The 24,339-nt window shown below is 42.7% G+C and carries 31 protein-coding genes and 1 tRNA gene; all 32 read right to left on the reverse strand.

Annotation, left to right across the window (positions count from 1 at the left end; genetic code table 11):
• Positions 1-106 precede the first annotated feature (106 nt).
• The gene (locus C1G49_RS10680; protein WP_105125627.1) at positions 107-844 is read right to left on the reverse strand and encodes a PlySs2 family phage lysin; all 738 of its coding nucleotides are present in this window, start codon (positions 842-844) and stop codon (positions 107-109) included.
• A 96-nt stretch (positions 845-940) separates the two neighbouring features.
• The gene (locus C1G49_RS10685; protein WP_238595880.1) at positions 941-1,363 is read right to left on the reverse strand and encodes a phage holin family protein; all 423 of its coding nucleotides are present in this window, start codon (positions 1,361-1,363) and stop codon (positions 941-943) included.
• 38 nt (positions 1,364-1,401) lie between these two features.
• Positions 1,402-3,600 carry a metallophosphoesterase family protein gene (locus tag C1G49_RS10690; protein WP_105125628.1) on the reverse strand — a complete coding sequence of 733 codons (2,199 nt, stop codon included), beginning with the start codon at positions 3,598-3,600 and terminating at the stop codon, positions 1,402-1,404.
• A 3-nt stretch (positions 3,601-3,603) separates the two neighbouring features.
• Positions 3,604-4,953 (reverse strand): phage tail spike protein, encoded by a 1,350-nt coding sequence (locus C1G49_RS10695; RefSeq protein ID WP_105125629.1) that lies wholly within the window; start codon positions 4,951-4,953, stop codon positions 3,604-3,606.
• Positions 4,954-5,607 carry a phage tail protein gene (locus tag C1G49_RS10700; RefSeq protein WP_238595881.1) on the reverse strand — a complete coding sequence of 218 codons (654 nt, stop codon included), beginning with the start codon at positions 5,605-5,607 and terminating at the stop codon, positions 4,954-4,956. It abuts the gene before it with no gap.
• Positions 5,608-5,663: 56 nt separating this feature from the next.
• Positions 5,664-8,195 (reverse strand): hypothetical protein, encoded by a 2,532-nt coding sequence (locus C1G49_RS11350; RefSeq protein WP_238595882.1) that lies wholly within the window; start codon positions 8,193-8,195, stop codon positions 5,664-5,666.
• Positions 8,196-8,198: 3 nt separating this feature from the next.
• Positions 8,199-8,408: a hypothetical protein gene (locus C1G49_RS10715; protein WP_044752318.1), complete on the reverse strand. Its 210-nt coding sequence runs from the start codon at positions 8,406-8,408 to the stop codon at positions 8,199-8,201.
• A 95-nt stretch (positions 8,409-8,503) separates the two neighbouring features.
• On the reverse strand, positions 8,504-8,932 hold the full coding sequence (locus C1G49_RS10720) for a hypothetical protein (protein WP_105125630.1): 429 nt from the start codon (positions 8,930-8,932) through the stop codon (positions 8,504-8,506).
• Positions 8,933-8,944: 12 nt separating this feature from the next.
• On the reverse strand, positions 8,945-9,562 hold the full coding sequence (locus C1G49_RS10725; RefSeq protein WP_105125631.1) for a hypothetical protein: 618 nt from the start codon (positions 9,560-9,562) through the stop codon (positions 8,945-8,947).
• Positions 9,563-9,931: a hypothetical protein gene (locus tag C1G49_RS10730; RefSeq protein ID WP_105125632.1), complete on the reverse strand. Its 369-nt coding sequence runs from the start codon at positions 9,929-9,931 to the stop codon at positions 9,563-9,565.
• Positions 9,932-10,336, reverse strand: a complete 405-nt coding sequence (locus C1G49_RS10735) for an HK97-gp10 family putative phage morphogenesis protein (protein ID WP_105125633.1) — start codon at positions 10,334-10,336, stop codon at positions 9,932-9,934. It abuts the gene before it with no gap.
• The gene (locus C1G49_RS10740; protein ID WP_105125634.1) at positions 10,336-10,644 is read right to left on the reverse strand and encodes a phage head-tail adapter protein; all 309 of its coding nucleotides are present in this window, start codon (positions 10,642-10,644) and stop codon (positions 10,336-10,338) included. The genes C1G49_RS10735 and C1G49_RS10740 overlap by 1 nt, the downstream gene beginning before the upstream one ends.
• Positions 10,641-11,171: a hypothetical protein gene (locus C1G49_RS10745; RefSeq protein ID WP_105125635.1), complete on the reverse strand. Its 531-nt coding sequence runs from the start codon at positions 11,169-11,171 to the stop codon at positions 10,641-10,643. Before C1G49_RS10745 ends, C1G49_RS10740 begins: the two co-directional genes overlap by 4 nt.
• A 32-nt stretch (positions 11,172-11,203) precedes the next feature.
• The gene (locus tag C1G49_RS10750; RefSeq protein ID WP_105125636.1) at positions 11,204-11,545 is read right to left on the reverse strand and encodes a hypothetical protein; all 342 of its coding nucleotides are present in this window, start codon (positions 11,543-11,545) and stop codon (positions 11,204-11,206) included.
• A 13-nt stretch (positions 11,546-11,558) separates the two neighbouring features.
• Positions 11,559-12,434, reverse strand: coding sequence for a P22 phage major capsid protein family protein (locus C1G49_RS10755; RefSeq protein WP_099809886.1), 876 nt, complete (start codon positions 12,432-12,434; stop codon positions 11,559-11,561).
• Positions 12,434-13,039, reverse strand: a complete 606-nt coding sequence (locus tag C1G49_RS10760; RefSeq protein ID WP_105125637.1) for a phage scaffolding protein — start codon at positions 13,037-13,039, stop codon at positions 12,434-12,436. The genes C1G49_RS10755 and C1G49_RS10760 overlap by 1 nt, the downstream gene beginning before the upstream one ends.
• Before the next feature lie 175 nt (positions 13,040-13,214).
• Complete coding sequence (locus C1G49_RS10765) at positions 13,215-13,454, reverse strand: hypothetical protein (RefSeq protein ID WP_105125638.1); 240 nt, start codon at positions 13,452-13,454, stop codon at positions 13,215-13,217.
• Between the two features lie 56 nt (positions 13,455-13,510).
• Positions 13,511-13,669, reverse strand: a complete 159-nt coding sequence (locus C1G49_RS10770; protein ID WP_161942121.1) for a hypothetical protein — start codon at positions 13,667-13,669, stop codon at positions 13,511-13,513.
• A 31-nt stretch (positions 13,670-13,700) separates the two neighbouring features.
• On the reverse strand, positions 13,701-15,368 hold the full coding sequence (locus tag C1G49_RS10775; RefSeq protein WP_105125640.1) for a phage minor head protein: 1,668 nt from the start codon (positions 15,366-15,368) through the stop codon (positions 13,701-13,703).
• Positions 15,286-16,800, reverse strand: coding sequence for a phage portal protein (locus tag C1G49_RS10780; RefSeq protein WP_105125641.1), 1,515 nt, complete (start codon positions 16,798-16,800; stop codon positions 15,286-15,288). Before C1G49_RS10780 ends, C1G49_RS10775 begins: the two co-directional genes overlap by 83 nt.
• Positions 16,801-16,808: 8 nt before the next feature.
• Complete coding sequence (locus C1G49_RS10785) at positions 16,809-18,068, reverse strand: PBSX family phage terminase large subunit (RefSeq protein ID WP_105125642.1); 1,260 nt, start codon at positions 18,066-18,068, stop codon at positions 16,809-16,811.
• On the reverse strand, positions 18,046-18,477 hold the full coding sequence (locus tag C1G49_RS10790; RefSeq protein ID WP_105125643.1) for a terminase small subunit: 432 nt from the start codon (positions 18,475-18,477) through the stop codon (positions 18,046-18,048). The genes C1G49_RS10785 and C1G49_RS10790 overlap by 23 nt, the downstream gene beginning before the upstream one ends.
• A gap of 239 nt (positions 18,478-18,716) precedes the next feature.
• Positions 18,717-18,804 (reverse strand) — tRNA-Ser (locus C1G49_RS10795).
• Between the two features lie 87 nt (positions 18,805-18,891).
• Positions 18,892-19,311 carry a DUF1492 domain-containing protein gene (locus C1G49_RS10800; RefSeq protein ID WP_105125644.1) on the reverse strand — a complete coding sequence of 140 codons (420 nt, stop codon included), beginning with the start codon at positions 19,309-19,311 and terminating at the stop codon, positions 18,892-18,894.
• 74 nt (positions 19,312-19,385) lie between these two features.
• On the reverse strand, positions 19,386-20,234 hold the full coding sequence (locus tag C1G49_RS10805) for a prohibitin family protein (protein ID WP_105125645.1): 849 nt from the start codon (positions 20,232-20,234) through the stop codon (positions 19,386-19,388).
• Positions 20,235-20,456: 222 nt separating this feature from the next.
• On the reverse strand, positions 20,457-20,678 hold the full coding sequence (locus tag C1G49_RS10810; RefSeq protein ID WP_024377118.1) for a hypothetical protein: 222 nt from the start codon (positions 20,676-20,678) through the stop codon (positions 20,457-20,459).
• Positions 20,671-21,063 (reverse strand): YopX family protein, encoded by a 393-nt coding sequence (locus tag C1G49_RS10815; protein ID WP_238595883.1) that lies wholly within the window; start codon positions 21,061-21,063, stop codon positions 20,671-20,673. Before C1G49_RS10815 ends, C1G49_RS10810 begins: the two co-directional genes overlap by 8 nt.
• Before the next feature lie 464 nt (positions 21,064-21,527).
• Positions 21,528-22,082, reverse strand: a complete 555-nt coding sequence (locus C1G49_RS10825) for a DUF1642 domain-containing protein (protein WP_161942122.1) — start codon at positions 22,080-22,082, stop codon at positions 21,528-21,530.
• A 4-nt stretch (positions 22,083-22,086) separates the two neighbouring features.
• Positions 22,087-22,431, reverse strand: a complete 345-nt coding sequence (locus C1G49_RS10830; protein WP_024377122.1) for a hypothetical protein — start codon at positions 22,429-22,431, stop codon at positions 22,087-22,089.
• 4 nt (positions 22,432-22,435) lie between these two features.
• Positions 22,436-23,455, reverse strand: a complete 1,020-nt coding sequence (locus tag C1G49_RS10835) for a DNA cytosine methyltransferase (protein WP_105125647.1) — start codon at positions 23,453-23,455, stop codon at positions 22,436-22,438.
• Positions 23,452-23,757 (reverse strand): DUF1372 family protein, encoded by a 306-nt coding sequence (locus C1G49_RS10840; RefSeq protein ID WP_105125648.1) that lies wholly within the window; start codon positions 23,755-23,757, stop codon positions 23,452-23,454. The genes C1G49_RS10835 and C1G49_RS10840 overlap by 4 nt, the downstream gene beginning before the upstream one ends.
• Positions 23,754-24,140 (reverse strand): hypothetical protein, encoded by a 387-nt coding sequence (locus C1G49_RS10845; protein WP_105125649.1) that lies wholly within the window; start codon positions 24,138-24,140, stop codon positions 23,754-23,756. The genes C1G49_RS10840 and C1G49_RS10845 overlap by 4 nt, the downstream gene beginning before the upstream one ends.
• Positions 24,141-24,339: the final 199 nt, after the last annotated feature.

The following is a 24,339-nucleotide window of genomic DNA, read 5'->3' on the forward strand; positions in this document are numbered from 1 at the left end:
ATTTCATCTATTTTCTTAACCACGTACATTATTTCACAACTTATCATAACTTGTCAAGAAAAATCTTCGCAAATAAAAAAACCAGCAGACCGCTGGGCTGAAAATTCTATTTAAATGTACCCCACGCATCACCATAGCGTTTGCCGTCTTTGGTTGGTCCAGTGCCCACATAATTGCGTAGGCCTGACCGTCCGATGTACGACACCCAGACATGGCCGTTAGCGTCAATTATGACTGTGTCGTAGTCAAATGATTCGCCACGCTTGTATACTGCTACAATCTCACCAGATGTGCTAGGTGCACGACGTACGTTAATTGCATCTACCGTGACAGTCATGGTGCCCGTCTCACGATAGGAACGAGAGCCTGCAAGGTTGGGTGCTGACTGTGCAACCGTTCCTGGCGGTGTGATATAATGCACGACTTGTTGACGATAGCTAGCAGCACTGTAAAAGTTTCGGATCGGATAGCGTTTACCACCATAGTTTTGCTCTAAGATGGTCAACCTATCTCCATCCACTGCCTCAACGATTACCACATGCCCATACGGGTTGCCCGGTGTCGCACCCAAGGTCACAATCTGACCTGCTTTAAATGGACCAGATGTGGATACCGTCCAACCATTCGCTTGCCAATTATATGCAGAGCCGATGTTTTTAGCTGAGATTGTATCCCCGATAGCACCGCTGACCCAGCCCACACCAGCACCCAGCCCAACCGTCGCATCTGGGCTAATCATGCGCTCGTACCAACTGGCCAGAGCGTAGCATTCGCCGTTACCGACGGATATGCCGGACCCAACTTGAGCACGGACGTTATTTAAGGCTTCATTTACTGTTGTCATATTTATCTTCCTTTTCAAAATGGAAAGGAGCTAGCACCCACAAAATAGGCGTCATAGCTCCCAAAACAATAATAATCAAGATTGCTTTGATTGGTTTCATTTGCCTTTACCAATCAACTTTTCAAAAGCTGCTGTCACGTTTTCAAATATTGAGGTGTCGCCCTTGGCTTTGCCGTAGTTCTCGATCAAGCTCTTAAAGGTCAAGATGAGATAGCCAACGTAGATTGTGTAGAGAAATGCCACACCCGTCTGTTCAGGCAACAAGACCGACATTGGAATCAACACGGTAAGCAAAATAATTCCCATCATCTTGCGAATCAGGCCGTTAATACCGATTTTAGACTTGTATTCGATGTCTGGGTTAATCATAGCGGCGAACGTGCCGGATAAAAAATCAACAATTTCCATAACGACGATTAGTCCTAATAGGAATAGGACCAGACCGTCCTCTGTTGCGATTAGCTCGCGTAAGAAATCAAACATCCCATGTGGATGTGGTTGGATTGTTAGAAAATACATTTGACACTCCTTTATTATTTTAATTTACATTGCTTTTATTAGGAAAACGTGAATTCCCTATTCTCTCCGCGACCGATTCGAATATCTTTGATTGTTTTTCGGTCAAAATCAATCACAAACACATCAAAGGCTTGTTCTGTCGTCGTGCCAGACTGATATTCAAACGGATCATTGTCCGCTTTTAAGGAACCTGCATCGCATGTCGTGACGATATGCGGTGTCCCCCCGGTCGTCATACGGACATTGTCCTGGTGCTCATGTCCTGAAAATAGACAAGCAACATGTGCCTTAACCCCTGTCAAATCAAACGTGCCATATTGACCAACTGTGGCTTGTGCAGATTTCTGGTTGATGGCATCTACGAGATTGCCGATTGCTTGGCTAGTGCCGCTCCATCGCTTATTGTCAAGCGCCCAGTGCATGAATACAACGACATTACTATCTTGCTTGCAGAGGTCGACAAATGCCTGAATTTGACTCTTAGATACCCCGCCATTGGCACCAGTGTCAAAAGCAAAACCATAGATATTTCGTCCGATTCCATCTGCTCTCGTATAGTCAGTTGACCATGCATAAGAATTCGGATAATCAACAAATTTAAGTTTTTCTTTTGATGGCTGAGCGGTTGCCATCATAGCGACAAGCTGGTCTACTGTAAACTGTTGATTGCCATAGACGTTGGTATCGTGGTTGCCTAAAACGACGGGCATCAATTGCCCATCGGGTCTGAGAGCACTCAAACTCGATATTAAGAGGTCAGCTGTTGCATCGAGTTCTCCGCCAGCGATAATATCTCCACCGTGGACCATATAGGGGATGTTAGTCTGTTTCATAATGTATTTGATAAGGGCCGGTGAATTTCGTACATTTCGTTCCCAATGGGTATCGGTCGCCCACAAAAATACTAAGGAATTCAATGAAGATTTGGTTTGAGCCAATCGGATTTCTTTAATTTTTTCAGAAACGTGATTTTTCCAATATTCGGGAATATAATCGGAATCTGATGTTTTTTTGACGATTTTTTGTTGCAACATAGCATCGTCAATCAAAGCACCAAAGCTACCATTACGATAGTTGTTTGCAATAAGAGTTATCTCTTCGTTATTGGATAGCGAACTATACGGACGAAGTTCCACATTTCCTGTTTTAAGGTTAGCAACTAATTTTCCGTCTGTAAGTTCTAACACTCGTGTGGTCTCATTAAATGCTGCTTTAATCCCGCTAGCTGGATTTGCTAAAGCAGGAAAGACACTTGACAAGTAAATGTGCTTTCTTCCGTGTTCAGAATAGGTAGTGAAACCATTGCTTGCTTCTGGAAATTCCACAACCAATTTATTCTCATCAGTCGGTGAGATGTAAATGTTAGGTACTTTGTGATACCACCATGTGGCGGCCAGATCGCTAACGGTTTTATCAACTGTGTCAGTGATTTTCAATTGAGTGAAAGCATCGTCAATCAAAGCACCAAAGCTACCATTACGATAGTTGTTTGCAATAAGAGTTATCTCTTCGCTTGTCGTTGCAACAGCTATCGGTCTAAATTCAACCGCACCTGTTTTAAGATTAGCGACTAATTTACCGTCTGTCAGTTCCAAGGTCCTTGTGGATTCGTTAAATGCTGACTTAATGTTGGGGACATCGCCTGCTAAAATCGGAAAAAGATTAGATAAATAGATATATTTGTTCCCGTATTTAGAGATAACAGTAAATCCATTATTCCCCTCTGGAAATTCCACAACCAATTTATTCTCATCAGTCGGTGAGATGTAAATGTTAGGTACTTTGTGATACCACCAATTAGCAGTCACGCTGGTAGGATTGAATTCAAGAATATGTTTCGCAATCTTGCTCAAACCTTGTCTCACTGCTTCTCCGGCTGATGGATAGACCTTGCCATCGCTGCCCAATCGAATATCTGTCAATTCTGATGGAATTGTACCATTCCCTGCTGTAGCGATAATGTTTGCGATTTGACTACTTACGTTATCAATTCTTTTCAAAGTTTCAGCATCGCCATTCTCCATCAATCTACGGATTTCTCTAGCTGTACTGTCCATTCCTGTAAGTCGTGTCGCTAAAGTGTCAGATGTCCCCCTCGCCTTAGCAACTTCCATGTTGGCATTGCCATTGGCTGTTGCATCATCATACGCTTGTTGGATGCCGTCATGGATGGCTTGTCGGACATCTCGACCGAAGACACCTTCCTTGATTACTTTTAAGTGGTTATCAATTCCCATTTATTATTTCCTTTCTAATGCTTCTACTCTTGTTATCAATTCATCCAGATTGATTTCTTTGGTTACGAGTAAATAATCCAACTTCTGCTTATCTTGAGCTGACAATAGCTGGCTTGATTGCTCTGAGACTGTTGTGTTGACAGTCTCAACAGCTTCTGCAGTCGAGCTGGCAATGACTCGTACCTCTTCCAACTGACTCTGCTGTTCCTTGAGTTGCCTAGCCGTGACTAATTGCTTAGTCCTTTTACGGACATTGTCCAATTGCCACTCTTCGGCAGACTTAAACTTGTCACCAATCGTTAAATTCGACCGCTCAACGCTTACCAGGTCAATCTGTCGGGCAACTACCCGCAATCGCTCGTCAATAAACATAACGGGATTGATAACCCTATATGAGTTACCTTCCTCAAACTCATCAAAATTTGGGTTGATGTGTGATAGATTGACTGCCGAGACAGAGTATTGATAGGCTACAGCTTTTTGTGTAGCCAGTTGGCTCTCTCCTGCTTGTTTTAGAGCAGCAGGGTCCTCTATGTCATCAAACGTGGCAGTCTCCATTTTGATGCCGTACTCGGCAATCAAGTCCGGTCTATCAATGTAGTCCTTGCCATTATTGACAGATGCAATATTTACACGCTGATTTGTCTCACTATTTTGCTTGCCATAAACCAGTAAGCGAGATACGATGCCCTCTGGGTTGATATGTTGCTTGAGAGACAACAAGTTGACAGAGAGCTTGATTTCCGTGTCGCTGTCGACACCAATCTGTCTCTTAAAGTCAAGGTACCTCTTGCCGTTTTCTTTGCGAATCTGTACCTCCAGTCCATACTCGTTTAGGATAAGGTCCGTCAAGGTGGCAAAAGTCGACTTAGCAGGGTCTACATCAGCTTCCATGTGGTCGCCTGTTGCAATCAAGTCTGACAAATCCCCTGGCAAAAATTCCTTGTAAGATTCCAGATTGTCGTTGTGAAATTGCAGGACCTGCTTTACAAATTCAGATTTCTTCCCACGGTAGATTTGTTGCCGTTGCTTGCTGTCGTTCAAAAAGTCAAGCTCCGATTTGGCATTGTATGCGAAGGTAAACACTCCACTTTCTGCCATATCGTTTGTAATCGGTGCGATACGGCCATAGAATACCTCTCTACCAGTCTGCATATTGACAACTTGAACCATGGTCTGTAAGGGCTTGATTAGAGCCTTATAGCCAGCGTTATTTGGCAAAAACTGGAAATCAAACTGGGCAATCTTATTGATTTCAAATTTAACAATGGCCGACAAGAGCTTATTCCCGCCGGCCATTGAATCGTGTATCGGTGTCACGTTGGCACCGTTAATCAAACTAACTGCATACATTTAGATCAGCTCCTTAAACCATTTGAAAGAAATTCTGCCGTTTCCTTCAATGCGAATTTCATTTTCTTTTTCAAGTGTGAAAAAGTCATATACACGACTTCCTGGAACGATGCTGAACTGTTGGTTTCGCATAGTCAATGTCATGTTGCTCGTTGATATAATCTCTGGCCTTGCTAAACTGATGCCCGTGTTAACCAATAGGATATCAAGTGAGCCTTTGACCTCAAAAGCAATATCTTGGAATGCGTCAAGCTCAAAATTGAAATCATCCCAGATATCGCTACCTTCAGCCCTTTCGGAAATCATGAAGGGATAAGCTTTAAACGGAACTTCTAACGCACCATTTTTCCAGATTGTCTCAAACGAAGCATTTTGTTGTACTTCGGCTAGGAAGTAATAACCTGGTAATCCCTCATATTCAAAACGGGTCAAACCAATAGTGCCGAACAACCAATTAACAACCTGCGTTCGCAGTGTCATCAACGACAATCTAGGGTTAGCTGTTGCACTCTCTAGCTCGAATTTACATGTAATGGTTCTCTGCTCATACAATTGCCCGCCGTACACGGAAGAAAAATCATAATTCTCGTTTGAAAATGGGATGGAAACTAACACCTTCTTCTTATCCGGAATACCGATATCGATAGACGTCAACTTCAATCCCATATCGTCAAATGAGTTTCTACTGTTAAAATTTATTGCATATCCTCTTACCAACCAACTGTACCTCCCTGATCAACAATTATCATTCTCTGAGCTTGTTCTTCACTGATATATCCAATCAGCAACTTAGCGAAAGTCTTTCCATCAACCTGTAAATATACTGGTTGTGGTTGAGACTCCTGTTTTGGTACTTCAACTACAATTTTGTCCGAAATTTGATCCATGATGAGATTTGCCAACATACTCATTGTCGGCTTGTTCAATGGCAATACAGCCTCTGGACCAGCTTCTCCGCCGACCATAAGGTTATTTCCATTCATGCCGAAAATGGTCGGTCCATTCATGATACCGCCTTTTGCATACCATTCAATTCCAATTGATGGAAGTGAACCTTTCCCCATGAATCCCCAAGGAGCCTCTCCTCCACTAACACTGAAACCTGGTATTTTAGGACGAGGTAGTGACCATTCAAAATTAAACAACCCCTTGATAGTCGCTATAGCATTAGAAACAATATCTTTTGCACCATTGATGGCGTTTGAAATAGTATCTTTAATCCCGTTCCAAATGTTCGTGACCGTTGTCCACACATTTTGAAAAGCAGATGACACCGTGTTGTAAATACCACTCACAGTATTACTGATAAACGATGTGATATTACTCCAAATGGATGAAAAGGTGTTAAAAATAGCATTGAGAATGAAGGTGAAGAACGTTGATAGTGAGGTCCAAATAGCCTGTCCATTTGAGACGATACTGTTCCAAATACCTGTCAAAAAGGACATAAATGATGACCACATCTGTCTGCCTGTTTCGGTTTGTGTAAAGAACCATACCAACGCTGCAACAAGTGCAGTAATTGCCATAATGACAATCATTATTGGATTAGCGGATAGGACAGCGTTGAATATTCCAAAAGCACCACTTGCGCCCATTGTAGCAGCCGCTTGGGTTGCTTCTGCTGCTGTTAAAGCCCCGGATTGGACAAATCGGGCCAACATCAACCCGTTTCCGACAGCAAGTAAGGTATTACGGACTGTTTCAATTGCTTGAATAGTTCCTGTTACCAACTTATATCCTGCCCAGGCAGTTGTAATACCTACAATAGCAGCTTTAAACGCATCAACTGTCGGTCCGCCTTTTTCAAACCATGAGATAAAATCAGAAACCTTGCCTGCACCTTCCGTAACGATATCGACAGCAGTTTCAAACGAAGATTTGATTGTATCGCCAATTTGAGTCGTTGTTGTTATGATGGTCTCAGCAGTGCCGGAATCCATCCCTAATTTGGTTAGTAAATCGATATTATCCTTCTCACTCATAGAGCCAAAAAGAACATCGAATATCGAGCTGATAGTAGCGAAAGCTAAATTCAGTCCCTCGGTCAATCCTTGGAAACTTCCTTCAGGAACTGAGAAGACTTTTTCCAAAAACGTGACAAATGCCTGAGATACTTGAGGTAAGACTTGGTCAAACAAAATCATAAATAGACTTGGTAATGTTGAACCAAGTGCGCCCAGCAATTCTGTCGCACCTGTAATCAAACCAGGTAGCAGTGCTGATAAGATTTGTGGCAAGTATACAGCTAAAATCTGAATCACTTGAGATAAGCCTTGGATCAATCGTGGCAGAGCTTGGACTAGCCGTGGAACGATATTTTCGAGAGCGATACCGATAGCCTCGGTTAGCCCTCCTACCAACTCGCCAAAATCTTGGTCTGGGTCTGCCATACCAGTTAGGAAGTTCTCCCAGGCAGCCTTTACCATGCCCACGGAGCCAGAAATGGTAGATGCTGCCTCTTTCGAAGTCGTGCCAGCTATTCCCATTTTCTCCTGCATGACATGGATAGCTTCAGTTACATCAGCAAAAGACGAAATATCATACTTGATTCCGCTAATTTTCTCGGCGTCATCAAGCAAGCGTTGCATTTCCTCTTTCGTTCCGCCATAACCAAGCTTAAGGTTATCCAGCATCGTGTAGTTCTGCTTGGCAAATCCCTGGTAAGCGTTCTGGATGGATTCCATCGATGTACCCATCTTGTTCGCATTGTCCGACATATCGATGATTGTCTGGTCAGCAAGTTTGGCGGCTTTCTCAGTATCTCCGCCAACAGATTGAATCAGCGAGGCAGAGAATGATGTTGCGGTCTCCATGTACTGATTGGCAGACAGACCAGCGGTCCTGTATGCAATTTTGGACTTGCTTAACAAATCCTCTTGAGCATTCATGAGCTTGTTATACTCAGCAGATGCCTCATCTACACTCTTGCCAACAGATTGTGCATACTCTTCTAGCGACTTTCCACCTGCCCCAAAAAGAGTCTCGACACCTCCAACTAATTGCTCGTACTCTGCGTAATGTTTGGTTGCTGCGCCTGTAAGCCCAGCTAATGCAGTAATACCAATGGCAAGACCTGTCGCCATGACTTTGCCTGCTTTGGTTGCTAATTGCCCTATCTTACCAAATACCGCAGAGAGTTTTCCATGTGCTCCTTCGGCTTTGCCTGTTGTTTCATCAATGGCCTTATTAGCAGACTTGTTATCAATCCCAATTTTGCCAAACAGTTCAAAAATGTTCATGCTTTACTCTCCTTTCTTTGGTAATTTCAAGATAGATTCAGCCAAAGCTATAGCTTCTAGGTCTTTTTCTTTCGATTGTTGCTTTTTGCTTTGCTTTTCAAGATAACTTTTTTTCGAGTATTTCTTGATAAAGTCAGATAATGACATATCTACATCTTTTGATTTCCAGATGTCTGTCAATTCCTCTTTATCTTGCTCATCTAACAGGTACATAAAAAAATCCAAAGCCTCGCTGAGAGTTTGAGTCTCTAGCAAAGTCTTTGGATTTCCGTACCGTTTAAAAAGTATATCTCTCAACTTATGGACATCTAGCCCAACAGCGAAGCAATAGATTGGAAAAAATCTTTGAGTTCCGCCTTTTTACCAAAATCAAACAATAATTTTGAGTAATCAAGCATACTCAATGATTCAATTTCCTTCTGGCTCGTACCAGTCAAGTCGGCCAAGAATTTGTTGATATCTGCTTTTGCATCGTTAACGTGACGCAAGATAGCAAAGCCGATGTCAGTTACCAACACCATGCCACGTTTTTGATACTCGGTGCTCGCAACCTCTTGTTCCTTCTTGGTCGGCTTTTTCTTTTTGTGATCAGCTAACGCAATGACATCTTTCCCAGTGCCATATTGTCGTTCAATCAAAGCGACAACTTCTTCTTTGATGTCGAGTTTGCCAATGATGGACAACATCGTAAAGATGTCGCCACCATTCAGCTCACGCATTTCTAGTTTTTCAGACATATGGGCCTCCTATTAAGCGATATTTGGGAAATAGATACGACATGGCAGGCTCAGATCATCAATCTGTTCTTCGTCAGCATGAGCTTCAAAAGTCATTGAAATTACCGCTTCTTCGTTGTCCTTGGTCTCAAAATCAAGGCCAGATGTACAGAGGGCGTTGTCAATGACGACAATAATTGGGTCATTCGTACCAGACATTGTCCCAACAATGCCAAGGTTTTCGATGTAGTCGGTATTCTCAAGTTTAGACTTACCAGAGATTACCTTGTATCCGGTAGGCGCAGTCGTTCCATCAGCTTCTTTGATTTCCCCATTGATAGCCAAGCGGATGTTTTCAGCTGTAATTTCCTTCACATTTGTTTCAAGCTTAGCAGTTTGGCTTTCTAGCACCTTTTGACCGACAGCGGGAGTAAATACACCATCGACCTCTACCACACGATAGTTCTGTTCAATCGTGACTTTATTACCACCAGAGGTTGCCCCCAACAATTCTCCTTCCCATTGGCCTGTTCCACCATCTCCACCTGATTTGTTCCAGGTCAGATTCTTGTAGATGGCACCAGCATTGATAAGGTAATGTTTAGGCGTGCTGGCAGTATAGCCAGTTCGTTTTACAGCAGTTTTTGCCATTTATTTTCTCCAATCTAGTTTAATGTAAAAACGCAAATTCCGTCGTTGTAAATCATCCAAGTTTGTCGGAATAGTCTGCATCGATTGAAATTGCGTTCGCATGTAGCAATCCTCGAGCATCTTGTCAAAATGTCTAAAGTGCATCTTGATGCTTTCGGATAATGTTTCTATTTCGACCTGATCCAGTTCCTTGTTACAAAAAACATCCACATCTAAGTAACAACCATCTGCGTGACGGTCAATATTGGTCAAGCTAGTCGAAAAGACCACATAGGGATATTTGACAGTCTTGGCAGAGTTTTTGATGTAGTAGCTCTCGTTGTGGATGCTTTTCAGCTCTTTTAGGATTGTTTTGATAACTTCTTTCATCTACCCTCCTAAATCTCTTAAGCAGTCTGCCAATATCTCTCTAACGACTTTCTTGTTTTGTCTAAAAGCAGGTCTTAAGTAAGGTTGTGGTTCCATGCCATAAGTAAAATGCACTTCCCCGTCAGGAGTTCGGTATACCCAACCTCCTTGACGACCGTTTCCGTTTTCAGCAAATTCACCAGTACCAAATTCAACATAGATTGCATACTCGCAATTGGTACCGACATAGGCAACCAGCTCGCTCTCATTGACCTTGTACCCAATTGATTTTTTCAACGCTCCTGTTTTCGTAGGGACCAGCAAAACAGCTTGACCTTCGACCAACATAGCAGCCTTTATGAGTCCTCTAATCATCGCTCGTTCAATCTCTCTCTTGACGGCTGCTGAATTATCTACAAATTTCATCAATGGACTCCTTTGACATAGATTTCCAGATGATGCCCAATGTTCACTGGATCATCAGCGTAGGTCACCTCATAGGTCTTTCCGTTTACTTCGATTTTGTCGTCAATTTCAGCATTGACTGTCATGTCCTTAGTCAATATGACATGGGTACTATCTGCAAGGTAGGCTAGTTTGTCTGTTGATTCACCGCCATCCAGCATATCCATATAGCCTGCAAATACAGCTACGCGTTTATGCTCAAAGATTTCTTGGCCCAATTCATTTTCGCCAACCAAATTACGCTTAAATAGATAAAATGCTAGCATCATGACCACCTCAACTTCCTATACTTGTCCAAAAAACCAAGCAGGCTGACTGGATACCCCTCCGAACTTTCGGCAGCCGTCACATCGTAGTAGGTCACAGACCAGCGGGCCACTGTTTCGGACTTGATACCAGCTTTATCACGCATTTTGGAGTCGTAAGCAATCAGCTTCTTCACGCCCGTCAAAACATCGGCAGGATAACTAACTTTCGTTGCTATAGCTCCTGAATGGGTTTCTGTGATAAAATCCCCACGGATTGTAATCACGCCCTCAGAAACGCTCTCAACGACATATAGACCATCGTTGTAGTCCGTGCCGTTGATTTCAATTGTGTCACCAGGTCGAAAGATATCCACACGACCGCTACTGGCCTTGATTGTGCTCCCAGACAATCGCAAACCACGAATACGGAATTTTATCAACTGGAAGTTGTTATTAGTCAGGTTTCGGACCATAGTTTCCAAACCGTCGCAGGTTTCTTGTGTAATGCTAGAGTCTAATTCTAGCGCATCATCTAGATCAATAATCATACATACCTCCAATTAAAAAGGAGAGTAGCTGACTACTCCCCTAGTTTTGACGCTTCTAAAATTTCGATTAAAGTTTCAGTTTTTGCATTCTTGGCATACCCAATGCCAGCTGCATCCAACTGGGCTTTGATATCGTCACGAGACAACTCTAGCGGGAATTGCTCTTGATTAGGGTTCTGTTGTACTTCTTTTGCTGGAAGTTCTACCAATTCGCGAATAAGTGGTACACCTTTGGCATTGTTCGAACTTGCAAGCGTAGCGATACGTTCTCGAGTTGGCACGTATCCATCGCGAGGATATACCGCATTTACTGGATATGTAACGCGGTCATCGTCCCCGTCAATGAATTGCTCAATCACAATATATTTAGCCATACGCTCCCCTTCCTTAGACTACCTCTGATCCTTGGCGGAAACTGAATGAAATCAACTGACGAGGGTCAATGATTTCCAAACCATAAACAAGCAAGCCTTTGACAGCGTCAGAGAAGTTCTTCTCTGGACGGTACGCTTCTGTTTCAATGATTTGTTGAGCAAATGCAATGCCACCCTCTGTACCCGCAATCGTTGTAAATACAGTCGCATCTGTATCTTTTTTGGTTACCACGTTGTTAGACACCAAAAGTTGCAAGTTAGCTACGGTTCCACCTTCAACGATACCATTTTGAAGTACGTTAAAGTTATCCACGAAACGGACATCCTTACGAAGCATACCGATATACCAAGCAGGAAGCACGACTTTACGACCAACACGAGGAAGGTTTGCTTCTGTCATGGCAGTATCAAGGTCAACCAAGATATCGTAAGCATTCTTGACAGTGATAGCGATTGAACCAGCTTTAGACTGCTCACCTTTTTTGTTTTTGATTTTTTCACTTGTTGCCAACGATGCAATTTTAGTATCTACATGGTCTGCAAGAGCATAGCCAGCACGTTCCATTGACTTATCAAGCAAATTGATGTTAGCTTGGGCTTTTGCTACGTCTTTTACCTGGAAGTTGAAATACTTAGCCTGGTCAATATTGAGTGTAACTTGAGCACTTCCAAGCTCTTCTGGGCTGTCAATGTCTGAGCCGTCATAATCCTTGACAGTGATTTCCCCAATTGAGTTGATTTTGACAGTATCGCCAAAAGATTTGATTTCCCCTTCATACTCAGTTGTTGCCATTTGCTTAAAGACAAGATTTTTGTCCAGAGATGCCAACAATCGAGCACTCCAAAGAGTAGGGATAAAGTGTTTGAATGTGTCTGTTCCAATTGCCATTAGTTAGTTCCTCCGTTTTCTAACGATGATTTAATTGCGTCCCAGTTCGAGTTGATTTGTTCCGGGGTCATTTTCGCAATATCTTCTTGTGTATAGATTGTGCTACGTTTACCTTCCGGCAAATTCGCCCCACCTAAAAACTTAAAGCCGTGATTGGCTTGTTCTGGATCTGGAGACTGGAAGAATGTTGGGTGGTTGGTCTGCAAGTCCTTGATTTTACTATCAAGGTCCTTGATGCTACCATCTTCTGCTAATTCCACGTCACCAAGCTTGTACATGAGATAATCCACATCGGTCGCCTTAGCATTGGCCAGAGCATCCTTAATTGTCTGCTTCTTGGCTGTTTCTTTCGCGTCAGCTTCCAGTTGAGATACCTTCTCTTTGTACGTTTTGAGTTCATTCTGCAGTTCTTCGTTGTCCTTGTTTGATTTTTTTAAGGTGTCAAGCGTGCTGTTAGCTGTTTTGAGCTTTTCAGCCTGCTCGTTGTAGACATCTTTCGGGACAGCGTGCTTTGGAAATTCTTCTTTGACTGCGTTCATGACCGCATCAATGTCTGTTTTACCCTCTGCAGTATGTTTCTCAATAAGTTCTTTCAACCAATCCATTATTGGTTACCTCCATAGATTTTTTATGCTGGCTCTCCCAGCAGGGAGTGTCTACGATATGCCACGCAGACATGGCCTGCCTAGTTTTCCGTCATGCGACAGGACACAAAGAAAACTGTCAGTTTCGACCAGTTTTGAGTATTTTAGAGTAATTTCGAGTAGTCTTTCCTACCAGTCAAGACCGTTTCCAAAACGGTTTCTTAGCATTACCATTAACCACTTGCTTTTCGATTTTGTCAAATCTTGAGTTTGTAGCCTGGGCATTGCGTTTAACGATGGCGTCCAAATCTCTGATATTATCCGCATGATTTCGTAGTGCATCGGTTAGCAAAATATTTTCCGCTGTCAATTGAGCGACTTTGTTTTCTAATCTCTCAATCCGCGACCATTTCTTCTTGATACGCTTGTTACTCATAGCGACCTCCTTTCTATTTTTTTGCAACAAAAAAGCACTTAGACTTTTCTAGGTGCTTAGTAATCTCCGAATGTTGAGCGAGTTCGATTGTATTCTTCACGCCACACTTTGTATTCTTCGTAAAGGTCAACGATTTCCTGCGGAGTATCTGGTCTCAATCTTGGATTAGTGTAACGGTTCTTTTTTTCGAACCATGGTTCAATCTGTCGTCTCATCCTGGTCCCTTCAGTAATTACCATTTCCATGCTACCAGTCCTCCTTCTCTAAAAATTTAATAATTGAATTACCTTTACTGTTGTTGCTTAGCAAATCTAGCGTATTGGACTCCGAAATAACTTCATTTGTTGAAGTTAGGTTGTCAATGTGTCCATCTAAATGTTCATATGCATACCCACTAATATCTGTACCAATATTGTAACCCTTCTCATCAATAAACTCAAGTAATTTCTCGTTGAATCTACGTTTTGATTCTGCGTAAGTAATACCATTCGCTTTTGCGTGATGTTCAATGTGCATATAGTGTTTATAATGCCCTAATTCATGGACCAAAGGTCCTCTAGGATCATTATCAACTGCAAAGAATTTTCCAATATTCCCATCATTGAGCCATTTCTGGTTGGTAGCCTGTAACTTCTTCACGATAGCTTTTTCATTGAATTTCGTTGCATTCAGAAAGACTGTGTTGGTCTTCGGATCATATGCTCCAAAATTATTCTTCTTGCCGATATCCTTGGCACTGTCATAAAGTACAAATCTGGGGGATGGACTACCTTCTGGGACCGTTAACCGACTCATGACATCGTCAATTTGACGTTCGTAGTACGAGTAAGACTTGCGGGCAGACCCTAAACTGTCAGATACATATAGGTCATGTTTCGAATTAAGCACTTTTCGCCCTCGGAATGCTACCTCATCGCCGTGGATAAGTTCTGATTTCCCTTTCTGAGGGCTAACTAACTTATCTGATTTTAAGTAATCAGTGTCAGTACCAACTGTAAATTGGCGTCGGTCAATAGCTTTCTCCCACTCTCGATAATTCCGATACCCGACAATCTCGCCAGTCTCATTATCTCTCCTTAAAAGTGGAGTATCATCGTCCTTAAGCCGTGATATAGTCCGACATCGGCAGTTGACATCCTCGCTGGCAAAACCAAACATATGCGGTTGTTTGGTCCGAAGACCGTTAATCTCAAAATAGCCGTCAATGTCAGCCTTGGAGCCGTCCAATTCTGCGTGGTTGTGCCTGGTACGTCCGTCGAGAGTGGCTACCCAGACCTTGTCAAACTCGATGCCGAGCTCTTTGGCTTCTGCCTGGGCTTTTTCCCTAGCCACTGCCTGCACTCGACCAGCTTCTGTCCGAGTTATCATCATGGCACGACGATACGAGCTATACCCCTGTTCTGCCAATCTGGCAGATGCCTGGGCGTAGCTTGCACCGTGCAGAAAGATGCGGTTTAGGTCGTCCTTGATATTGTTTTTCAGCCGTTCGACAACACCGTCATTCAAGCGTTCAGATAGCTTAAAGTTCGCAACAGGCGTCTCAATGATGGTTTTCAGCTCTTCTTCCTTGAGCATGGCAAAGTTAATTCCACCATGACCACTCTCAAACTCATAGAATAGTTCGTTATAGGCAATTTTCCCAGTGTCAATTAGATGCCCCGTAATTTCGCTTCTAAGCCCTTTCCTCAACTTGTCGGCTGATTGGTCTAATTGTTCCAAAAGTGCACTCATTTGGCTCAATTTTAGTCTCTGTGAAGACGTTAGGGTATCTAGTCGCTGATAATCGACCAACAAAGACTTTTTCAAGTCCTTAATCGTGTCAATATAGAGATCATAGAGCCGTCTGTCCGTCGCCTTGTCCGCTTTCTGCAGCAGGCTCTCTATTTCCTGCTGGAACTTGTTCAGCTCCGTCATCTATCACCTCCGTCACTTGATTAAAATCAGATTGGTACCCCTGCTCTTCAAGAGCCTTCTCAACTTCGTCCGGGTCGACTTCCAAGATGCCAGCCAGCAATTCCAAAACCGTGCGATCGTCAAGCCGAGGTGCTGCGGTCATGATGTTGTTAATCAAGACTTGGTTGGTCTCAGCCTCAGTCTTAGCAATCGATGCGTTGTCCGTCTCATTGGCCATGACATCCCTAGTAATTGTGACTTCAAGGTCGCTGACATCATAAGCCTTACCGTGCAGTTCGTTGATGTTCTCCACGATTAACTGCAACATTTCCTTGATGACCGCACGCAAGCGGACCTCAATCTTATTGCACTTCAGGTCTAGCAGGCTATACCGTGATTTGATGACCACGTTAGTGATATTGCCATCGCCCGTCTGCGAGCTGTCAAAGCCCATACCAAACTTGTAGATAGCTTCCTTGTCAATCTCAAGCTTAGCTTTACGGGCCTCAACCGGGATGTTGGTAGTGATGACATCAATGCCTCCGTTTTCGCCAACTCCAACTGTTTTCTTGGTCTTTAAGTTTGTGACCAATGATGACAGATTGTCTCCTTCGTAACCGCGAACAGCGTAAATAGGATGGTCAAAGTCAATCAGATTATTAGATAAGGCACAAGCCATCATGTCGTAGTCGTCAATGATATCTTTAATTGGTCGCAGGTCATTGGTCTTACTGCGATTATTGTATAAGCAAATATACGGCACTCTACCATAACCTTCGCCAAACTTGTCATCTCCCTTTTGAGCTAGCATGTGAGGTTTAGGATTAAACTCAACTGACGCATCTAACTTGACTGCTTGGCTGTCTTCTTGAATAAAATAAAAGACCTCTTCCTTGGTCCATAACTGGATTTTGGTCACGGTCTTCTGCTTGTTGTTCTTCACTATTTGGTCATCATAGTAATAGATAATCTGGTCGATGTTGTAAAACTCATCATAGATTGGGATGATTTTAAGAGCATCAGCAGTCTTAAAGCGTAAGTAACCATCTGCGTCCTTCCTCCAAAAGACATACTCATACGCCTTCTGGCTTGCCCCCTCAACCAATTCCTGCAGCATCAACTGGAAGTCCTCGTTGATATATTCGTCCAGGTATTCCTGGAGCCCTGTCTGCTCGGTCGTAACTTCAATGGGATTAGACAGTAGGTACTGCACCTTTTGGTCAACTAGCTCTGTAAAATACTGATGCGCAATCCGGGTATTACTTCGGTTTTTCTCTTCAACGAGCTCACCCTCGTTATTAAAATAAAAAAGCCGATAATTTGCGATATCGTGCTTGCCCTCGTAATAATCAATGCCCGTCTGCATCTCACGCTTGAGCTTACTTCCGCGGTCATCCGTGACTAGTCTTTTAATTTCGGCAGTCAATGCCGATATATTGTCTGTTTGTAACATTTCTCCTCCTAAACGAGCCAGCCTGTACTCTCCGCACATTGCAAGCCGTATCTTAATGCGTCCATAAGGTGATTGTTCTTGTCCTCTGGCTTATTCAGCCATTTCCCTTCCTTGTCCTGTTGGTAGCAGTAAGAGTAAAATTCATCCATGATGTGCGTGCAATTTGGATGCACTGTAATCTTGTATCCTTGTAATTTGGACACACCTGCCATAATACTGTCTTTGCCTTTACGGCTCGCCTTAATCCTGCGGATACCGTATTCTGATTTCAGCTCTTCAATTAATCGAGCTTCCGCACAATCTGCGATGATTTGACTACTGGCATAGCCTTTATCTGATATCATCTTTGCGATGTCCTTGGTAAATAGACCTACTTGGTAATGCTCATCGAAAACATAGATGTTCTTGTTTCGGTCATCTATGAGATACGCAACCAAGGCTGTCGGGTCGTGAGTAAATCCAAAGTCAAGACCAACGCATAGCTTATAGTTCCCAGATTGCAGTAGCTCTTCTTTGTCAAAATCAGCAACCTGAACATTTTCATAGACTAGCCCCTCAGCTACTCCCCACTCGCCATCGCAGACAATGCGGGCCCGTCGCGAATTGGTGACATAGAGGTCCTCGTATCGCTTAATATCGACCTCATCCAGCCATTCATTGACACGGAAAGTTGTAGTCAATGCTAGCGTATCGACTCGCCGTGTTTCAGGGTCAAAAAAGACCCGTTTGAGCCAGTGACGCTCATTCCATGGGTTAAACGTGACCGTGATTTGTTTGTAAAAATCAGGCACGTCCAAGGTCCCCCGAATCGATTCCACTACAGTCGAGAATTTATCTTCATTTTCAATTTGATAAGCTTCTTCAAACCACGCCCAACAGAGTATCCCGACATCGACAGTAATTGACGTTATTTTTAATTCATCATCCAAGCCTCGGAAGAGAATTTTCTGACCTGTTTTTTTCAGCGTAATTTCCGGCAAGCTTTCGTTGAATTTGAACAAGTGGCTAACTTTAAGTTGATTACAAGCCCATTTGAAGTCTGTATAAGTTGATTGCTTGTTGGTATTCGAGTAGCGACGAACGACAAGCAAATTTGCCCATGAGTGTTTCAGCAACCGTGTGACGAAGTTCAAAGCGGTTGTTTTCGACTTCTTACTCCCGCGGCTACCTTTGACGATTCTGTAAAAATTCCTAGACCGCCAAAACTGACCATAACCCTTACCGACTATGTCTGGCAGATTGACTTTAATCTGGGATGTCTGATTCATTCGCAAACACCACCGTTCCACTTACTTCTGCTTCGATTTTATCCGTCCAAAGCCTATGCCGTTTCCCTAAAAGCTCAGCGGCCTTAATTCTATCCTTAGCTCCGACATCAATATCTATGATCTGCTGACCAAGCTCACCTATGCTACACAGGGTCTGTTCTGTCCTCTCTCCTCGCATAACGGAAGTGAGGAACTCTAGGACTTCCTGCTGATCTGCAACCCGTTCAGACTGCAACTTTTCCAGCTGTTCGTCTATATAGGCTTTGACCATAGCATTTGATAGCAATCTACTACCATTTGCTTGAGCAACTGCATCCTTCTTAACATTCGGATAAGCTTTTTTATAGGCCCTTGTAGCGTTCAAACTTATAATGTACTCATCAGCAAAAATCTTCTGTTTTTCGGTCATCCCATGTCCATCACCTCCGTTCTTCAATAAAATAAAAACCCACACTTCATTGTGTGGGAAAAATATAGGAGAAAGACCCCTAGCGGAATCAAACCACCCAGCTTATAACTTACCTAGGATATAAGTAGCTGTGCAACCATGCAGGGCCTAGTCCCGATGGGGACTATTCTGAAAGTTCTTGAGTAATCTATGAATACTCACCCTAAAGGCTTACCCCGTTCTGGGACACAACTACTCAAAGGAGAGTATGGGATTCGAACCCATGCACCGAAAATTCGGCCTAGCAAGGTAGCAACCTGCCCTCTTCAGCCTCTTGAGTAACTCTCCATAACAGGCAAGGCTTACTGCCTTACCCCTTAATTCTTGATACTACCATTCTAACAGATTTCAAAAATCATGCTCGTCCAACTATTCTCAATTATTCTCACATAACATCATATCTAGCTCAAAAATTGCAGATTTTCTTAAACGGTAGTATGTCTGCGGACTAATACCGTCTAAAGCATCGCAAATATCAATGATATGCTTCTTACTGATATACGTCATCCGCAGAACCGTTCTGTGTTTTGGGTCTTTCAGCTTGTTAATCAATCTACCTAATTCAAGTTTCCTGTTAATAACTTCATTGGTATCTTGTTCAATAGCTTCTTTCATGATTACAAGTTGGGAATAGACATCATCAACTTTCCTAGCTTGACCACCCTGAACCTTATCAATCTTCCATTTTGGACTTGAGAGCAAACCTGCCTCAAGCTCATTGATTTCATCTATCCGGCTTTGAATGTCTAAATCTAGGTTTTGTAACTCATCAAGTAACTCTTTAGCTTTGTTCACTCTCGTCTCCTTTGTGGTATAATATTGATAGCGATATACCACAGCCAGGGCAGAGAGTGCCTTGGCTTTTTTTGTTACTCTTGATTTGTAATCACATCCCCTTGTGTGATAACTTCAACCCAGCCATGCTCCAAACGAGCCTCAGCTTCTTTCATTCGAATCAAATTATCCGAAATAGAGTTATTCAATTCAGCATTAGCTTTTGCTTGACCTTGAGCCTTGATAACCTCAGCATCGGCATCAGCTTGAGCTTGGATTTTCTTAGTTTCTGCTTCTATTTTAACTTTCTCTTGATCCTGCTTAGCTGAATCTACTTGTTTCTGCTTAACAGATTCATCTTTGATAGCTTTCTCGATTTCATCGCCTGCATCTTGGTCAGTGATAGTGAAAGACACAAACTCCAAGTTATCAGCTGCGAACCGCTCTTTTAGTTTCTGGTCAATCTTGCCATAAACTTCTGTACGCTTAGAGCCTAGTACTTCGTAAATATCATACTCGCCAGTCACGGATTCAATGGCCCGTTGCACAGCTGGAGCGACAACGCTATTACTCACATTTTCTAGGTCTGTGTAGTTAGTAAACACAGTCATAGCTTCTGCCTTGTTGACCTTGTACTTGACGTCAATATTGGTATTCAACCACTGACCATCTTTTGTCTGTGTCGTGATAGCTTCCATGGTCTTTGTCTGAACGGATGTCGGCAACTTATACACCTTATCAGCAAATGGTACTTTAAGATGGTAGCCCATCTGTAAAGTTTTTTCTTGAACTCCATTGAAAGCAGAGACTTTCACACCTACGGTATTTGCTGGAATCTTGACAACTGCGGTCAATCTAAAAAATACTGCAAAAATAATAAGTCCAATAATTGTAGCGCCTGCTGCTACCTGACGCTTTGTTACTTGAAATTCATTTTCATACATTGTTTTATTCCTCCAATTTTATAATATTCGTCCCCCACCCGTACCACAATAGGGAGTTGGACTATGATACCATTTGCAATTACTTTCTTTTTATTTTATTTGTGGCTGACCGTACTGCCATTGGTCCAATAATGTGAATTCGATCTACAAAGGAGTCCTCCTTTTTAATTTATTTTTTTGGCAGAATGACCAACCGACCTGCGACAGTCGGTGAGCCTTAGATTAGGTTAATTCCTCCAACGCTACCCACTTTAACTGTGGGTATTTCTGCGCTTCTTCTTGGGTGCATTTCCAAGCCACTTTTACCACTTCCTCTAAAATGTCCGTTTCATTGACAGTAAATTTAATTTCGCCATCTTCCTCTACGCCCATTATGTAATTATAGTCAAAATACATCACCTCTGGCACATCGACCAGTAGCACACCTAGTTTTTCGTTAGTCATTTAGTACCTCCCTAAAATCTGGATGTTCTAACAACTCGGGATTTTCAAAAACATTCCCAACCCTTTCAAAGACATTGCTGATGTAATAACAAACAGGTTCGAACATGCCGTGGTGTAGCTTTACTGGTAAAAGCTCTCCTGAGTGCATTCTAACAATATCCCCTTCGAAAATCTCTTTGCCGTTGATATCAAACAGCCCTGTGGATTGCATGAGGACGCAATCCTCAAAACCAATCACATCTCCATATACATGGTCGCCCCCTTCTACCGTATAATCATGATAGTTATAGTAAATAAATCCGTTTTTAAAATCTATGCTCTCAGCCAGAACCATGTGTGTAGTCCCATCATTAACTTTTCCAAAAAATCTAAACTTCGGTATCATTTTCTGCCTCCTGTCATTTTTTTGTTGTGATTTTTACATAAATCCATACCGTGAAATCTGTTAGAACAATTATCACAGAGTGGCTTGTCACAGGTAAGAAACCTTGGTTGCTGATTTTTAAATAAACTGAAACTTCGATAGAATGTTATTTCTGTCTGACCAATTATAAAATCACACAACTTTGTTGCTCTTCTCTTGTAGCATTCATGGCATATATCATGTTTCGGTATGAATTGGACAACGTTGGTCGTCATTTAACACCTCCTTAATCGTATAAAACGCATTATGTGCGCCATAATCGTACAACCAATAGCCATCACGCTGTATCTTCCGAATATACCAACTTTTGATTCGTGACCTGGTATCAATCAAACGTTGCATGTACTTTTCAGCTTCTACTTCCGTGTCAAATGTGCCTTGTAGTTCTGGCTCGTTGTCATTTATTCGGAAATACAACTCAAACATCACTCCACCTCTGTCGCAAACCCAGCATCCCAAGCCCACTCAAAATCCTGTTTGATTTCGGACTCGGTGAGCTTAAAATTGCTATCATAATCCCGAATGTCACCTATGCCACGCCAAATAGAAACACTTCCTGATAGATTTCTCCCTAAAATATACACATCATCATGCGTTGCATTCGGATTCGGTATCTCCACTGTGTACAACTGCTCCTGCTCGACCTGGTAGCCGAAGAGCCAGGCTTGAGCGAAGGTTTCTTGGTTGCACTCAAGCCAATCAGCAGAATCCTTGTATTGATAACAGTAGTCCATCGCATGGAACAATCCATATCCTTCTGCGGTTTTGCAATATTCGATTTTATCTGCAATAAACTTCGGCACCACAACCTTCTGCGGTTCGTGGATTTGGTCAATCGTGTTCACAACAACTTCAAGTGGTACATAATCGACCTGGACACATCCTCCTATAATTTCGCCTGCTTTAAATATTACCCTCTCTCTGTTAGCTATTTTTATTTTTGATTGCTCAATAATCTCTATCGCTTCCTGTTTATTCATCTGTTTACTCCTTGAAAAAGGTATCAAAGTCCAACCAATCATCTTTAATAAGATTTCCAATCTTCGTTACTCTACCTCCAAAACCGTTACTCTTAACACGTATATACTTCCCTTGCAGTTCTTCCCAGCTATTTGCACCGGCAACCTCCAAGATACGGTCTATCAGCTCAAAGCTCTTGTGAAAAGCTACTCGTTTTTTCTTGTGTTCGTCGTATTTATCTAGGCAGTATCCTCCAATAGATACTCCAAATCCATATCCCTCAACAGTCAGATAACAAGTTAAAATTCCATGGTCTTCTCTGCCCAAGAAAGTTTTGGTTATCTTTACGTTTTCAATTGTGTTATTCATCTGTTTACTCCAATCGTTTTGCTATCGCCTCAACCACATTTACCGTGACCGAGTTGCCAGCCTGTTTATATAGTTGGCTATTACTATTTACCGCCTGGGCTTTATCAAAGGCCCAATCTGGGAAGCCTTGCAACCTCCAACACTCACGAGGTGTCAATTTGCGGATGCGGATACCATCTAATATGCCGAATGTCCCTGCTTTGGTATTCCCCTGATGGCCACTGGCAGTGAGTGTGCCAACCTCGTCTTTGGTTTTTCGGTTGTAAAAATCATAAACCTTAACATGATTATTCTCCTGCCAGCTGTTGCTGGTCAATGTCGGGGTGATATCATGCTCGCAACCCTGATTGTATCCGTGGCCTCGTTGGATGATTTTCGGCTGTTGACCCTCAATAATGTACGACCCGCTCCCTTGTGCTTCTCCGTACCTGGCGGTAATGGTATTTGTTGATTGTCCTTGTAAGTTGCCAGCTTCCTTGCTATCTCCTCCGAAAGGAAATATCGCTCGTCCACCTGCTCCTCTAAGATGTCCGATAATAAACACCCGCTCTCTGTTTTGGGGGACGCCAAAATTCTTGCTGTTGAACACTTGCCATTCCGCATCATACCCCAATTCATCCAACGTTCTGATGATGGTCTCGAATGTATTTCCGTTGTCGTGGTTGAGGAGTCCTGTGACGTTCTCAAGGAATAGATATTTAGGTCTGAGAATAGATGCGAACCTAGCAATCTCAAAGAATAAAGTCCCTCTAGTATCCTCAAATCCCGCTCGCTTTCCAGCAATGCTGAAAGCCTGGCACGGAAATCCTCCACAGATAATGTCCACACGTCCGATTCCTCGAACAGACTCATCTGTGACTCTTGTAATGTCATGAAATTCAAATTCTCCTTCCGTATCATGTATCGCTTTGTAACTTTTTCTGGCAAATTGGTCTATCTCACAAAAACCGACACATTCGTGCCCTGCACGTTCCATGCCAAGACGGAAACCACCGATGCCAGCAAATAGGTCAAGGAATTTCATTGTTTCCTCCCTTTCAAATACTCAGGCATCTCCTGCCCGATTTCAATTTCTTCGTACTGCTCCTTCGTCACGAGGAATTTTCCATAAGGGCTAACCTCGACATAGTAATGACCGTCAATCACATCCTTAGCCGTGACCTTGCCAGTCATCTCAGCACCAGCGTTGTCAGCTTGGTAGATAATGACGGGTTGTTGTTCGTGTTGAGCAATTTTATAGCCCAGTTGGAAAACCATGTAGAGTATCGTCATAACAGCAAGTACCACTAGATTTAAACTTACTGTGAATTTAAATGTTTCTTTCATTCAATTTCCTCCACTTCAATTTCAACTCTGTATTTATCTTTCAATCCGCTCAGACCACCATATTCGAATGTCATATACTTAATCACCTCGTGACTATCATCCGTCCAAAGCCCTGCGTCTGTCATACCATCGACTAGAGCCTTCACAGTCGGATAAAAGTTCGGTGGATCCATCCGTCTTTTAGTCGGTGCGTATATCGTCACCAGAAGCCCACAGGGGCGTTTTTTTGTGTAGGTGGTATATTTACCCTCGGAGAGTTTTAAAAACGCTATATGGCGAAGATAGGCGGTAATTTTAGCCTTCTGTGCCCAGTTCATTCTGTCATTAGCATTCAGCATCTCTTTTCTGCGTTTAGTGTTGGATAATATAAACTCAAATTTCATTTTTCACCTTCGAAGACTTAGCGAATAAAGTGGTTACATGATAACGTCTTGACTGCTCGATAATCGCTTCACGATTTAAGTCGCGGGTTATTTGTTCTAACACGACCACATCTTTATATTCCATTTTTCTGATATTCTTCATGATTTCCAATTGGAAATTAAATATCCTATCCGATAAGCTGTCAGTCTTAGTGCTGGC

Source organism: Streptococcus suis (assembly GCF_002960625.1).
GTDB classification, from domain to species: Bacteria; Bacillota; Bacilli; order Lactobacillales; family Streptococcaceae; genus Streptococcus; species Streptococcus suis_T.